General features: G+C 36.6%; 12 protein-coding genes. 6 read left to right on the top strand and 6 right to left on the bottom strand.

Annotated features, from left to right (window positions below):
* Window positions 1–314, top strand: a 314-nt coding sequence (locus DEU42_RS17690; RefSeq protein ID WP_233506710.1) for a hypothetical protein, incomplete at its 5' end; no start/stop codon positions are given.
* 827 nt (window positions 315–1,141) lie between these two features.
* Window positions 1,142–4,402, top strand: coding sequence for a T9SS type B sorting domain-containing protein (locus DEU42_RS15205; protein ID WP_158537891.1), 3,261 nt, complete (start codon window positions 1,142–1,144; stop codon window positions 4,400–4,402).
* A 43-nt stretch (window positions 4,403–4,445) separates the two neighbouring features.
* Here the strand turns inward: DEU42_RS15205 and DEU42_RS15210 are convergent, their stop codons facing one another.
* The gene (locus DEU42_RS15210) at window positions 4,446–4,895 is read right to left on the bottom strand and encodes a DUF4268 domain-containing protein (protein ID WP_114759186.1); all 450 of its coding nucleotides are present in this window, start codon (window positions 4,893–4,895) and stop codon (window positions 4,446–4,448) included.
* Between the two features lie 39 nt (window positions 4,896–4,934).
* On the opposite strand from DEU42_RS15210, the gene DEU42_RS15215 reads away from it, so the two are divergent.
* Together DEU42_RS15215 and DEU42_RS15220 are read left to right on the top strand one after the other, a co-directional pair.
* Window positions 4,935–5,597 (top strand): NUDIX hydrolase, encoded by a 663-nt coding sequence (locus DEU42_RS15215; protein ID WP_317047654.1) that lies wholly within the window; start codon window positions 4,935–4,937, stop codon window positions 5,595–5,597.
* 43 nt (window positions 5,598–5,640) lie between these two features.
* Window positions 5,641–6,444 (top strand): lysophospholipid acyltransferase family protein, encoded by an 804-nt coding sequence (locus DEU42_RS15220; RefSeq protein WP_114759187.1) that lies wholly within the window; start codon window positions 5,641–5,643, stop codon window positions 6,442–6,444.
* 41 nt (window positions 6,445–6,485) lie between these two features.
* Here the strand turns inward: DEU42_RS15220 and DEU42_RS15225 are convergent, their stop codons facing one another.
* The 5 genes from DEU42_RS15225 to DEU42_RS15245 all read right to left on the bottom strand — a co-directional run bounded on the left by DEU42_RS15225 (window position 6,486) and on the right by DEU42_RS15245 (window position 11,871).
* Window positions 6,486–8,588, bottom strand: coding sequence for a TonB-dependent receptor domain-containing protein (locus tag DEU42_RS15225; RefSeq protein WP_114759188.1), 2,103 nt, complete (start codon window positions 8,586–8,588; stop codon window positions 6,486–6,488).
* 109 nt (window positions 8,589–8,697) lie between these two features.
* On the bottom strand, window positions 8,698–9,549 hold the full coding sequence (locus tag DEU42_RS15230) for a TraB/GumN family protein (protein WP_114759189.1): 852 nt from the start codon (window positions 9,547–9,549) through the stop codon (window positions 8,698–8,700).
* Between the two features lie 3 nt (window positions 9,550–9,552).
* The gene (locus tag DEU42_RS15235; RefSeq protein ID WP_114759190.1) at window positions 9,553–10,191 is read right to left on the bottom strand and encodes a hypothetical protein; all 639 of its coding nucleotides are present in this window, start codon (window positions 10,189–10,191) and stop codon (window positions 9,553–9,555) included.
* Between the two features lie 8 nt (window positions 10,192–10,199).
* Window positions 10,200–10,694, bottom strand: coding sequence for an RNA polymerase sigma factor (locus DEU42_RS15240; RefSeq protein WP_114759191.1), 495 nt, complete (start codon window positions 10,692–10,694; stop codon window positions 10,200–10,202).
* A gap of 40 nt (window positions 10,695–10,734) precedes the next feature.
* Window positions 10,735–11,871, bottom strand: a complete 1,137-nt coding sequence (locus tag DEU42_RS15245) for a DUF3810 domain-containing protein (RefSeq protein WP_317047655.1) — start codon at window positions 11,869–11,871, stop codon at window positions 10,735–10,737.
* On the opposite strand from DEU42_RS15245, the gene DEU42_RS15250 reads away from it, so the two are divergent.
* Together DEU42_RS15250 and DEU42_RS15255 are read left to right on the top strand one after the other, a co-directional pair.
* Window positions 11,870–12,130, top strand: coding sequence for a (2Fe-2S) ferredoxin domain-containing protein (locus tag DEU42_RS15250; RefSeq protein ID WP_114759192.1), 261 nt, complete (start codon window positions 11,870–11,872; stop codon window positions 12,128–12,130). The genes DEU42_RS15245 and DEU42_RS15250 overlap by 2 nt on opposite strands.
* Before the next feature lie 30 nt (window positions 12,131–12,160).
* The gene (locus DEU42_RS15255; protein WP_114759193.1) at window positions 12,161–13,624 is read left to right on the top strand and encodes an aminoacyl-histidine dipeptidase; all 1,464 of its coding nucleotides are present in this window, start codon (window positions 12,161–12,163) and stop codon (window positions 13,622–13,624) included.
* Window positions 13,625–13,643 lie beyond the last annotated feature (19 nt).

A 13,643-nucleotide genomic window follows, 5' to 3' on the forward strand; every position in this document is an offset into this window, starting at 1 on the left:
AGCCCGACTGCGCAGATGGTACTGCAATTTGTGGGAGAGTATGTCGTCGCCTTTCTTTTGAAAACCCTTCATCATTTACGATGAAGGGTTTTTTGTTTTATAGCACTATTGGTACTGCAATTTGTGGTAGCCCGATAGCTATCGGGGGTAGTCGCCTTTGTTGCGCCAATTCGGCTGAAGGCCTCGTGCCTTTTGAAGATCGTCCATCATATACGATGAAGGTTTTTTTGCTTTATAGCACTATTGGTACTGCAATTTGTGGTAGCCCCGATAGCTATCGAGGGTCGTCGCCTTTGCTGCACCAATTCGGCTGAAGGCCTCGTGCCTTTTGAAAACCCTTCATCATTTACGATGAAGGTTTTTTTGTTTTATAGCACTATTGATGCTGCAATTTGTGGTAGCCCCGATAGCTATCGGGGGTAGTCGCCTTTGCTGCGCCAATTCGGCTGAAGGCCTCGTGCCTTTTGAAGACCGTTCATTATTTACGATGAGATCAGATCTTTTGAAATGCTATCCGGTGCGATAGGGTTTTATGTATGTTAACATCATGTTAAACAGGATTTATACCACATCCAGAATAGCATTATATACGTATTTATAGTTGTAATTTAAAATGAGGTTATATGTTGTTTTTGGATCGTTCATGCATTATATTTTTATTTACAAAAGGATTTTAGATAGAATAAGAATAAAAAAATTGTGCTTATAAATTTAATTTAAATAGTAAATAATATGCTTTATGATTTTTTTAATGTATAAAGAAAGAAAATTCCTTATTTAATGATTTTTTTATAATTATTTTAATTTTAATATCACTATTTTTTTAAGTTAATTTGTTTTTATATTTCAAAAAAAGATGTAAATTTAAACATGTACAATTAACATTTAAGATTATTTAATGTTAGTTGTTTTTTAAATGTTCAAAAATCCCCCCATTTTAATTTATTGGTAGTCAGTGTTTTAAATTCTAAATAGTTATTTAAAATACGAATATTGCAGTTTTTATCGATGAACTACATTGTTTATTTTTCTGTAAATCAATAAGTTATAGTTTTAATGATTATTATTGCCTAGGTAATGAAGGCGAAACCAAACTCATAATTAATTGAGTACTGGTTAAATGTTTTAAATGGGGGTTAGTATGAAAAGATTTTACTTGCTTGTTACATTGCTGATGTTCTCATCATCAGTATTTTCTCAATTGTCTGATTTTACATTTAGTGTTGTTAAAACCAACGAAACGTGTTTAGGAAACGGGTCACTTACGTTTATGGTTACTAATACTACACCAAATGCTTCGATATTATATAAGGTGTTTATTATGCCTGATGATGTAAACCCGTTTACTGTTACTACATCGGATTACTTAGGCAGCCTTTCTGCAGCAACCTACAAAATAGAAGCTATACAGTCTTTAGGTAATCAATCTAACAGGAAAGATATAACGATTACAATTGAAAATAAGATTGTACCCTTTGCTTTTGAAGTTACGACATCTTCACACCATTGTGAGGACGTTGGAAGTATAATTGTAAATGCCACATCCGGGGTTGGAGAATCATATGAAATTATTTATGGACCCGTTACCAGACCATTGCAGTCATCAAATGTTTTTGAAGGTCTTCCTCAGGGAACTTATAATATCAGAGCTTTTGATAACTGTGGTGTAGGTAAAGTAAAGACCTATACATTGGTTGTGGTTTCAGGGGCAATTAACATATCAGCGACTAGCTATCCCGAAACGGTAAGCACTGTTTGTGATTCGATAAAAGTAATGAATACACTTAATGCTACAACTGGTACATTAGGTTATCCTTTAACTGTAGAGAGTACACTTTCACCTTTAGATATAGGAGGTAATCCAATAGTAGTTAATCAAACATTTACTACCGGTGATCCGTATGTTTTAGATGTAGTAATGACAGTTCCCCGTTATCAAACGGAATCGTATACTTATAATATGAAAGTTACTGATGTATGTCAGTATGTTTATGAAAAGAATGATAATGTTGTAGACCCTAATATCTCACTTACATTGGGTACCGGTAAAGTACCTTGTGCTGAGAAGTACATTAAGCTTGATGCTTCAAAATATACAACTTCTTATACTGTAAATTTTTTGAGTGCTCCTGCAGAATTTGTTGTTGCTGATTATAATAGTACACCCAATGGTCCTTTTACACAGAATAATATAAACTATGGTAGTGAAACGAATTCTGTGCCTTTTGGTGATTACATTATTGAAATAACTGATGTCTGCGGTAGAAAAGCAATTGATACTCTTAAAATAGAGTTTATTAAACCAATACCTACCCAATATGGAGTGAATAACGGCTGTTTTTCTCTGTTTGGATACATCAGGGCAAGTGTGCCAGATTCTAAACTTGTATCGGCTATAATTACTGATGCTCCGTCATCATATCAGGCTACTTTACCTCAAAATGTATCATCAAGCATTACGCTTGACGGCATCCTGGCTCTGGACGATCTTCCTTTAGGTATTTATACTATCACTATAACCGACGATTGTGGCTTTGTTTATGAAATTATAGTTGAAGTACCGCCATATATAGAAAGGGCTTTTGCTAATGCTATGCTGCCTTCTTGTGATGTTGGGTATGGAACGCTCAGTGCCAGTAGCGGCAACGGGATTTTAACTGCTGCATCTGTAATTAGTGCTCCTTCGGCATTTAATCATGCGTTACCTTATAATGTTACTTCTAAAATAGCTGTAGATGGTATTCTTTATATGAATGCACTTCCGGCAGGAACTTATATTGTTAGGGCTACAGATATATGTGGTTTGGTTAGGGATCAGGAAATTGTTGTTGAGGGTTATGTTGCTCCTGTTGATCCATTTTTGTTTACACCTAACTGCGGGACTTTTATGGTAGAGCTAAATGATACCAGCAATGGAGAATCAGGTAGTGGGTATTGGTTACAGCTTTTTGATCCGGTTACACATACATGGATGCATCCTTTAACATTTGCTGCTTATGCAGAAGGAAGTGTACCTGATAATACGACTGGTTTATCACTTGAAAATAAAGCGGTACGCAATAACCTGAACTTTAGTGGTAAAATGAGAATTATTAAAAAGTTTGAGTGTTATGGTGATGGTACAAATGAAAAAACTAAATGTGTTAGCATTTTAGGCGAGTTTACTTATACAGAGCAATTGCAAATTATGGCAGCTTATACACTTGCCTGTGCCGGTCAGCCTAATGATGTTATTCTGGATATAATGGGTTATCCTGTTACTTATAAAATTAAGTCCAAAAATGGTCAACCGTTTTATGTTGATAATGGACCAAATAATATTTTTACAGATCTTGAACCTGCAGAATATCTTTTCCAGATTGAAGATGCGTGCGGTAATGTAGACGTGAAAGGTTTCAATGTGCAAAGTCTTCCTTCTATAACTGATGCCACAAAACCTGATGATATGATTGTTTGTGTGGAACAGGGAGAAACAGATAATTTTGAATTCCACCTTACAGATCAGAACGCACAGGTATTAGGCTCTTATTATCCGTCTATGTATACGATTACGTATCATGCTTCTCAGGCAGATGCCGATAATAATGTTAATCCGCTTCCTGAATTTTATCACAACATCGATAACGGGCAGATTATTTATGTTCGTCTGATACATAATGAAATCGGTGTTTGCTATGGCACAACTTCCTTTAGATTGTTTGTTGGCGAAAAACCGGTACCGGAAATTAACACCAAAGGAACTATATGTAATGAAGGAGTAGTTTCAATAACAGCTGAGGGTGGTTATAAAAGCTACCTTTGGTCTACAGGAGAGACTACCAGAACTATTGTTGTAAGTGAGCCTGGCACATATACCGTTACCGTCGAGAAAGCTTATGGTAATGAAAGAACTTGTTTTGGTGAAAATAGTGTTGAAATCAAAACGTCTGTTACTCCTAAAATTGTTAAGATCGACACATCGGACTGGACCAGAGAGCAAAACAGTATTACTGTTCAGGCAGAAGGTTCGGGTTATTATGAATATTCGTTAGATGGAATAAACTATCAGGAAGATAGTACCTTTACCAGTCTTGAGACAGGAGTTTATCAGGTATACGTTAAAGATGCTTTGGGTTGTGGTGAAGATGTTCAGGAAATAGTATTAATGACATATCAAAATTTCTTTACGCCTAATGGGGATGGAAGCAATGACTACTGGAAAATAGAGTATTCTGTAAAAGAACCACATTTAAAAGTGGATATCTTTGATCGCTATGGTAAACATGTAAGTTCGTTTGGTGCAATGAGCCAGGGATGGGATGGTAAGTTTAACGGGGTTGATTTGCCTTCGTCGGACTACTGGTTTGTTGTAACCAGAGAAGATGGCAAGATATTTAAAGGACACTTCTCAATGGTACGTTAAATTGATAATACATAAAAAAGTCCCTCTTTAAAGAGGGACTTTTTTATGTATTAATCTCAAGGTCTCTGATGTAATCTTCATATTCGTAAAAGAAGCGCTCAAAAGCATCCATACTTTCGTAAAAGAAATCAAAAATCTCATTCCATGTAGCTTTATTGTAAAGGCTGATACCTCCTGTCTTTTCTACCCAAATACGGCTAATTACTTTTCCGGTATCCGGCAGATGATAATTTCTTTCTAAAATAGCTTCGGATAAAAACTCTTCGTGCAGTATGTTTTTAAGCGATTCAATCTTTTCATAATAAATGATTCTTTTATCGTCTTCTTTGGGTTCTATGTCCAAAAGCACCTGGGCTTTTTTATTATCTACATAGAATTTGAATGATACATCCTTGATCTTGGTATCATACAACAACCATTTACGGGGATAGGCTTCGGCGAATGCCGTCCAGAATTCTTTTTTTATGATTTGGGCTTCTGCTTTGCTAAACATACACTGTGCTTTTGTGAGTACTTATAATTGAGTATCTTTATGGTAATTAAGATTGATGCCAAAATGCTCTTTACCGAATTCCTAAAATACATCCCAAAGATAGTAAATCAACAGCTACCTGCCTTAACCGCTCATGCAAAAATGGCTCCTGTATCAAGGCTCCCAACTTTAGATCCTGACTATTATAAAGATAATAATCCACGTCGTTCGGCTGTCATGATGCTTTTTTATCCAAAAGATGAAATGGCAAACCTCGTACTGATAAAACGTAATGCTTATGAAGGCGTGCACTCATCGCAGATTTCCTTTCCGGGAGGTAAGGCTGAGCCTGAGGACAAAGATCTTGCAGCTACAGCAGTTCGTGAAACTTTTGAAGAGGTAGGGGTAGTGCCTTCTGACATTGATGTGATAATGCCTTTTAGTGATATTTATATTCCGCCAAGTAACTTTCTTGTATCTCCTTACTTGGGTATATCACTCGCTGAGCCCAGTTTTATTCCTAACCCTGATGAAGTGGTGGAGATTATTGAACTTCCGCTCGATGTATTTTTGGATGACTCTATAGTTATTGAAACCGAATTACAAACATCTTATGCCCAAAGAATGAGTGTGCCAGCCTTTAAAGTAGGTCAGCATATTGTTTGGGGAGCTACTGCCATGATACTCAGTGAGCTTAAAGAAACAATAAAAAGCGTACTATAATGGCTTAGTTTTTGTAAGTTTGCAGGATATTTTAGTATAAATCATGGGTTTATTTAAAAGAAATCCCTTCGGACATATATTATTCCTTAAAAAATGGCTAATACGCGTTTTTGGGATACTTACACACAGACGATACAGAGGATTTAACGAATTGCAGATAGACGGCTCTGAAATAATCAGGGCGTTGCCGGATAGAAATGTCCTTTTCATATCAAATCACCAGACATACTTTGCCGATGTTGTGGCAATGTTCCATGTGTTTAATGCGGGTCTTAAAGGCCGTGAGGACAACATTAAGAACGTAGGGTATATATGGCATCCAAAACTTAATATTTATTACGTAGCGGCCAAGGAAACGATGAAAGAGGGGTTATTGCCGCGAATACTCTCTTATGCAGGTGCTATTACAGTAGAGCGAACATGGAGGGCTAAAGGGCAGGATGTGCAACGTGAAGTTAATCCTAATGACACTGAGAATATAAAAATTGCTTTAGAGGATGGCTGGGTAATAACATTCCCTCAGGGAACTACAAAGCCTTTTAAGCCTATCCGTAAAGGAACAGCTCATATTATTAAACAGCATAAGCCACTTGTGGTACCAATTGTGATAGATGGTTTCCGAAGGTCTTTTGATAAAAAAGGATTGAGGCTTAAAAAGAAAGGTATACTTCAATCATTCATCATTAAGGAACCACTTGATATTGATTACGACAACGAAACCGTTGATGAGATAGTTGAAAAAATTGAGTATGCCATAGAACAGCATCCGTCTTTCCTGAAAGTTATTCCGACAGAAGTTATGGAAGCCCAGGAGGAACTGAACAAGCAAAGACAATGGAATTATTAAAAAAACAAAAGAGCAACCCATCGGGTTGCTCTTTTGTTTTTCTAGTTGCCTAAAATATTTTGTTGTTCCTGTTTTTTGTCATTATTCAGAATGTCTGTTTCCTGAGAGTTTTTATTCTTAGAAGGTATTTTATACGTCAGGGAAAAACCTATTCTTCGGGTGTCATATTTGGTTTTGTAGTTCAGGTTAGTTCCTGCCATCGCAAACTCTTGCCTATTGGTATTCAGGGCATCATTCAAATATAATGACACAGATAAATTATCAGAAAAAAACTTTTTGGCAAAGGTCAGGTCGAGCTGATGATTCAGGGGCTTTTCTATGGAGTAATAGTAATAATTTCCTCCCGTATTAGATGTCATGTAATTAGCAGTAAACTTTACTTTTTTAGGAAGCAGTAGTTGTACCATGGCGTTCATGTTCCATATTCCTTTAGTGTCCAGCCCGTCGATAATTTGTTTCGAGTTTCCTGCATAGATATACATAAAGTTTATCTCATCAGGATTAAAATCCATTTTCAAAGTCTCTGTTAGTCCTTTCGTAATAAGCATAAAAGGAAGCGGGATTCCGAAGTTGAAATTACGGTAAGTTACTTTGGGTACATTCTGGGTTATACTCGCAGCCCCGTTAGGAGTTGATATTATACGATTAATGATTTGATTATCGGCATGGGTAAACGAATAACCTATAGTAAAATATTCAAAGGCGCTTAGTTCAACCTCATAATTGTTATAGATTGTTGGATCTAGATAAGGGTTACCATAAAAGCCAATGTTCGGATTTTGATAGCTGGTATTGTTTGGATTGAGTGCTGAAGTATTAGGCAGGCTGATTTTTTTATTATAATTGGCTTTAAAATATACCTGAGGTATTAAAGTATACTGAATGGTAGCATTTGGGAAAAATCTTGTTTGCCTGAATGGTATAAGATCATCGGTATCAGTAGTACCTTTTACATCATATGATTCCAGGCGGGCTCCTAATATAAAATCGAATTTTTTATAAGTAGCCTGACCTTCAGAATAGGCAGCAAGTATCGTTCTGCTATAATCCAGATTCTCGATGCCAAAATTTTTAGCTTCAAAGTCCAGTTGTTCAGCTAGTATGCCTGCACTGAATTTGGTTTTATCCAATAAATCAATTTCCTGAGAATAGTCCGTTTTGAACTGATAATATTTTTGGTGACTATTATTGTCTAATACAGGGTTGTTATCAGCTCTTGAATTAAGATCAAAGTTACTATTCCCATCATTATAGTTAAAACGGAAGTCGAGTTTAGTTTCCGGATTTTCAAAACGTTTTTGATATATAGCCATTACATCATTGTAATAGCGTTTAGATTTGCTTTTGTCGTCAGATGTAAAACCATTACCGTTAGCCTGTACAAAAGAGTTATTGTTATTTCCGTTAATATCATAATTAAGAAGTAACCTGTCCTTCTTAAAATCGAATTTCACACCTGTTTTTAAGTAGTAAAAACGGCTAATATTGTCGGAGTAATTTTGGGTTACAACAATGTCATTATCGGTAAGTCTGGTTTTGGTATAACTTTCACTATAGTTTTGCCCACCCTGTATCTGCCAGCTAAAAACTTTATTGGCAGCACTCAACATAAGGCTGTTATTAAAGCGGTTTCTTGATCTAGTATATTTTGTGTAGCTATAACCGTTAGAGTAGGTAGCGGTCAGATATCTTTTGGCATTTTTAGCGGTTACAATATTTATAATAGCTCCGCCCGATGTTGCCGGAAATTCCGCTCCTGGATTGGTTATGATTTCCACTTTTTCAATGGCGTTAGCCGGCATTCCCTCGAGATAGGCATTCAGCTCATTAGAATAGATGTTTAACGGACGTCCATCCATATATACCTGAAGCTGTTTTCCCTGATACATCATTCCTGCAACTTCTGAAATGATAAGTCCCGGAAGTTTTTTTAGGCCTTCCATTAATGAGCCTGAATTTAATTGCGACTGATCTGAAAAGTTATAAATAGTTCTGTCTGCCTTTCTCTCAACTGCTTTTTTCTTTTTCTCGATAACCACTTCATCAAGTTCCTTATCCATTTTTTTAATGGTATCAGTAGTATTTTCCTGAGAGAAAATACTAAATGATGTCGCTAATAAGATGATCGTAAAAAGATGTTTCATTGTCGGCTGATTGATGATTTTAATTACAATATCCTGTTGTTAAATTATATAACAAGGTTATAGAATACAATTGTAAGAAAATTAAATCAGAATAACTATGGAAATACAATTATTTTACAGCTTCAACTTTATAACCTTTTTTACGTAACAACATAATTACACCGTTCTCACCGCCTAAGTGACCGGCACCTACACCAAATAAAGTAGGTTTCTCTTTGGCAATTTTTTCAATACGCGGAATCCAGTTTTTGTTGCGGTTTATTAGTAGCACATCGTCGTGTGAAGCGGTTTTGTTTTTAGAAGACTTCATAAATGCCATAAGCTCATTAAGCTTTTGAGCATTATATAGTTCCATCATTTTGTTGTATTCTGCTCTGTCATTAGCCATATCGTCTTTTGCCGAAGCTAACAGGTCTTCCATTTGTTCTTTGTATGGAATCGCATCAAAGACATCCAGTTGTTCCTGTACCGTCTCTAAACCAAAAATTTCTTCGTTTTGTTTTTTGCTTGCATCTATAAGCGACTGCTCTATAGATTGCGCCTTGCAGTCCAACATTGCCGGCATAAGCATAGCACTTACCAAAAAAGGTTTATAACTGTCCAGCATTTTGAGCGGCATACCCGTTTTAGATTTAATAAAATCTTCTACCAGCTTATAATCTTCAGTGCTAAGCAGTGATGTCATGGTAGCACCATCTTTCATTGCCATGCCACCCATCATTTCTTTCATCATATTTGGGTCATCCATATCAAGCTCAAGGTATAGCTGCTTGGTAGCATCCAGGGCAGTATTAACTTTGGTACTCAAGGTAGCGTCGCAGGTAATGTGAACTGTGCCAAAAAGATATGAGGGCTGACTAAGTCCATTACCAGAAATCTTCCATAAAAGGCTATTTTCAAGATTTTGAGCATTAGTATAAAGAGAAATAAATCCAAAAGCGACAAGCAGTAATCTTTTCATTTTTTAGAAGTCTATTTTTTTAAGTTCGTCGTAATTTTTCTTGAGACGTTTAAGTAACAGTCCGTAAATAAGCTTGTAAAATAACAATACAACTCCGGCAAAGACAGCTACACTTATGGCTACAGCTGCAAAATAAACCAGGCATACTATAAATAGTTTTCCTTTTTCTTCAGCGATATGCAGCGTGTTAATCATCTCAGGCTCATTATAGAAGAATAAAACAAACATAATTATAAGCAGTATAACCATAAAGAATATCTTAACAAAGATATAGTTAGATACGGTTTTGCGTGTTTTTAAGATGTTTGACATAAGGTTCTTAACCTTGTCGGTAGTAGTGATTTTTTTATAATTGATATAAAACAGGCAGAAGAAGTAAACCATGATTGCATAATCAAGTATCGTAACAACAGTGGAAAAGCCATTCAGATAGCTCTCCATTTTTGTGGTGCCTGCATTATCATTGAATAATAGAGTAAGAGCAAGAAAGAAAGCAAATTCCAGTATACTTATCACAAAAATCCATTTTACTACCGAAGTAGAGTTCTTATGCAACATCGCATAGATTTCCTGTTCCGAAAGTTTCGGGAATTTATTTTCGTTCTTTTTCCAGTCCTTCTTTAATAGATCTAACTCTTCCATATGTCCACTTACGGATTTAATATCGTTTTTAGTTTGCCTTTTATCCTGTTCATTTTTACGCGGGCATTTACCTCGCTAATACCCAGGGTTTCGGCTATCTCACTGTAGTCTTTGTCTTCCAGGTACATAAATACCAATGCCTTTTCAATGTCGTTAAGCTGTTGTACAGCCTGATAAAGCAATTTTATATGCTCTTCTTCTTCATAGTTGTATTCATCCTGGTCAATTTTGTGCAATTTGCTGTCAAATTCAATAGTACTGACAGACTTTGTCTTTTTTCGGTAAAGTGTAATGGCGGTGTTCAGTCCCACGCGGTATGCCCAGGTGGTAAATTTAGAATCGCCTCTGAATTGAGGATACGCTTTCCAGAGCTGTATGGTAATTTCCTGAAACAGGTCTTTGTGAGCATCTTCACTATCGGTGTAGAGCCTGCATATTTTGTGTATCAGGTTTTGGTTTTCCTGAAGTTGTTGTACAAAAGACTTTTCAAGTTCTGAACTCATATTGCATAAGTAGCTAAAAGCTGTAATTTGTTACAACTAATTACAATTCTTTGTCTTTATAATAATTAACCAATAGGCCTACAAACTTGCTGTATGCTTCCAGTCCGTCTTTTTGTTTGTTAATCTTCAGGTAATTATCATAAAAATATTCAAATATAGTTTCTACAAACGATTCATATTTTTTATTGAATGCTTCGCTTTCTTTAAAATTGGCAAGCACACCGGGTAAAACAAGTTTAGCCATGCTTTTAGCTTTCTTTTCATCAATTTTATTAATGTTGCGGAGGCAGTATTTTAGCGCAAGTGTATAGCCTGAATACTGGAAATAAAGGTCCTTATTGTGTATCGAAGCCATATAGCCAATAAAATTGGCTTCGCTTTCGCTGGCATAGCCTATTTGGTGCGACATTTCATGACAGGTTGTAGCCGGATAACCATACAATGGAAGATTATAGTTTACCTGGGCTTCATTCGTAAACGGGTTTAAATAGCCTCCAAATCCCATATAAGATAAAGGTGTACTGATAAGCGAGGACTTTATACTTTCATGCTCAAAAGCAAAATAAGGGAACTGTTTTTCTATTTCTTTATAGCCATCCGTCGATTTGTTGTAAATCTCATCAATAGTATAAGGGATCACAATTTTTACGCTGTCATTTTTTTCTATTTGGCGATGTATTGCATTGGTTCTGTCAATCATCCTTTTGGTAAATGCAATCAGCTCGTCGGGAGTGTATTCCTTTTCGATGCCCATTTTCTCATTAAGAGGAACACGATGATAATTCATTGCCCAAAGTAAATGGAATAGGAAGTAAAATACCGAGAATGCTCCAAGCATCCTTAAGATGTTGTCTTTATAATTTTTACGCCATGTCTTTCTTGTTTTCCAAAACCAGCGCAGTGCTAAGATTATAACAACTCCATAAATCAGGTCGCCAATAGAAAAATTAAACAGGCCAAAGAAGATGCGTTCTGCTTTAGAAAGATAAGGAAAGAGTCCGTTGCTGTAATAACGTTCTACAAATTCAGGAAAGAACGAGAGTATGTTTATGATAATTATTTGCAGTAACAGTAGCAGCGGGAGTATATATTTTTTCTTCATCAGGAAGTAGTAATTCGATAGCGGATTGTAAATATAAGTAGTATTTTTGTATGGATAAATTAAAATTAACCCCATGAAAAAGTTAGATGCTCCGGAAAAGGTTATTTTTATTTGCGATGGCAAAAAATGCGGTCATTATTGTAAAGAACTCCGCAAAGGTTTCAGGATCGAGCTGAAAGAAAGCGGACTGAAAAAAGAAGTTGACGTAGTTCGTATGACCTGTACCGATAATTGCAAACATGCTCCTGTAATCTCAATACAGCCTAAAAATATATGGATAGGAGAGGTAGAGGAAAAGGAAATCCCTAGGATTGTAAAAGAATATTTTAAATAAGAATAAAACAACAAACACACATAAATATAAATGAGCCAGGAAATAAGAAATCTTGAGCCTAAAGCGCTCTGGAATAAATTTGCCGACCTGAATGCAGTACCACGTCCTTCTAAAAAAGAGGAGAGGGTAATTGCTTTCATGAAGGATTTCGGAAAACAATTAGGCCTTGAAACTATTGAGGACGAAGTTGGTAACGTTATCATTAAAAAGCCTGCTACCAAAGGAATGGAAAGCCGCAAAACAATTGTTATGCAGTCGCATCTTGATATGGTGCACCAGAAAAATGCGGGTACAGACTTTGATTTTGATACTCAGGGAATTGAAATGTATGTAGACGGTGACTGGGTTCGTGCTAAAGGAACGACTCTTGGAGCGGATAACGGACTTGGTGTTGCAACTATAATGGCAATACTTGAAAGTACTGATATTCAGCACCCAGCTATTGAGGCGTTATTCACAATAGATGAAGAAACCGGAATGACTGGTGCTATGGGGCTTAAAGGCGGACTGCTTCAGGGTGAGATACTTCTTAATCTTGACACTGAAGAGGATGATGAGATTGATATCGGTTGTGCCGGTGGGGTAGATGTTACCGCCACGCGTGAATACCATGAAGAGGAGGTTCCTGAAAACTCTGTTGGTTATACAATTACGGTTAATGGCCTTAGCGGAGGTCACTCAGGAATGGATATCGATAAAGGACTTGGTAATGCCAACAAGATAATGAATCGTCTTTTATTTGATGGTTTTGAGAATTTCGGGCTTCAAATTGCTGAGATCAATGGAGGTAGCCTTCGTAATGCCATCCCTAGGGAAAGCGTTGCTACGGTAATTATCTCTGAAATTTTTGATGAAGCTTTCGTTTTCGATATGCAGGAGGTAATTAATGATATCAAAACAGAATATAAAACTACTGAACCTAACTTAAAGATAACTATCGAGAAAGGTGAACTGCCTGCTAAGATTATGGAGCTTGGCGTTCAGGAAGGGCTTATACGCGCATTATATGCTGCCCACAATGGTGTGTACCGCATGAGTGCCGATATGGAAAACCTTGTAGAAACGTCTAACAATATTGCAAGGGTTATCGTAAAAGATGGTAACATTCACGTTGGCTGTTTAACACGTTCATCGGTAGAGAGCTCTAAGTTTGATCTTGCCAATGCGCTTCGTTCTACGTTTGAGCTTATAGGCTGCGAAGTTACCTTTGCAGGTTCATACCCAGGCTGGACACCAAATGTCAGCTCTCCGATACTTGAGGTATTAAAAGATATTTATGAAAAACAAAACGGAAACCAGCCACATGTGGTAGCATGTCATGCAGGATTAGAGTGTGGTATCCTTGGAACCAACTATCCTGATATGGATATGATCTCATTTGGTCCTACCATCAAAGGAGCGCATAGCCCGGACGAAAGAGCAAGTATTAAATCGGCTCAGAAGTACTGGAAATTTGTATTGGAAATTCTTCAGAACATTCCGGCTAAGAACTAAGTTTAGTCTTTAAAATACA

It is taken from the genome of Flavobacterium sp. AG291 (assembly GCF_003350375.1).
GTDB lineage: Bacteria > Bacteroidota > Bacteroidia > Flavobacteriales > Flavobacteriaceae > Flavobacterium > Flavobacterium suzhouense.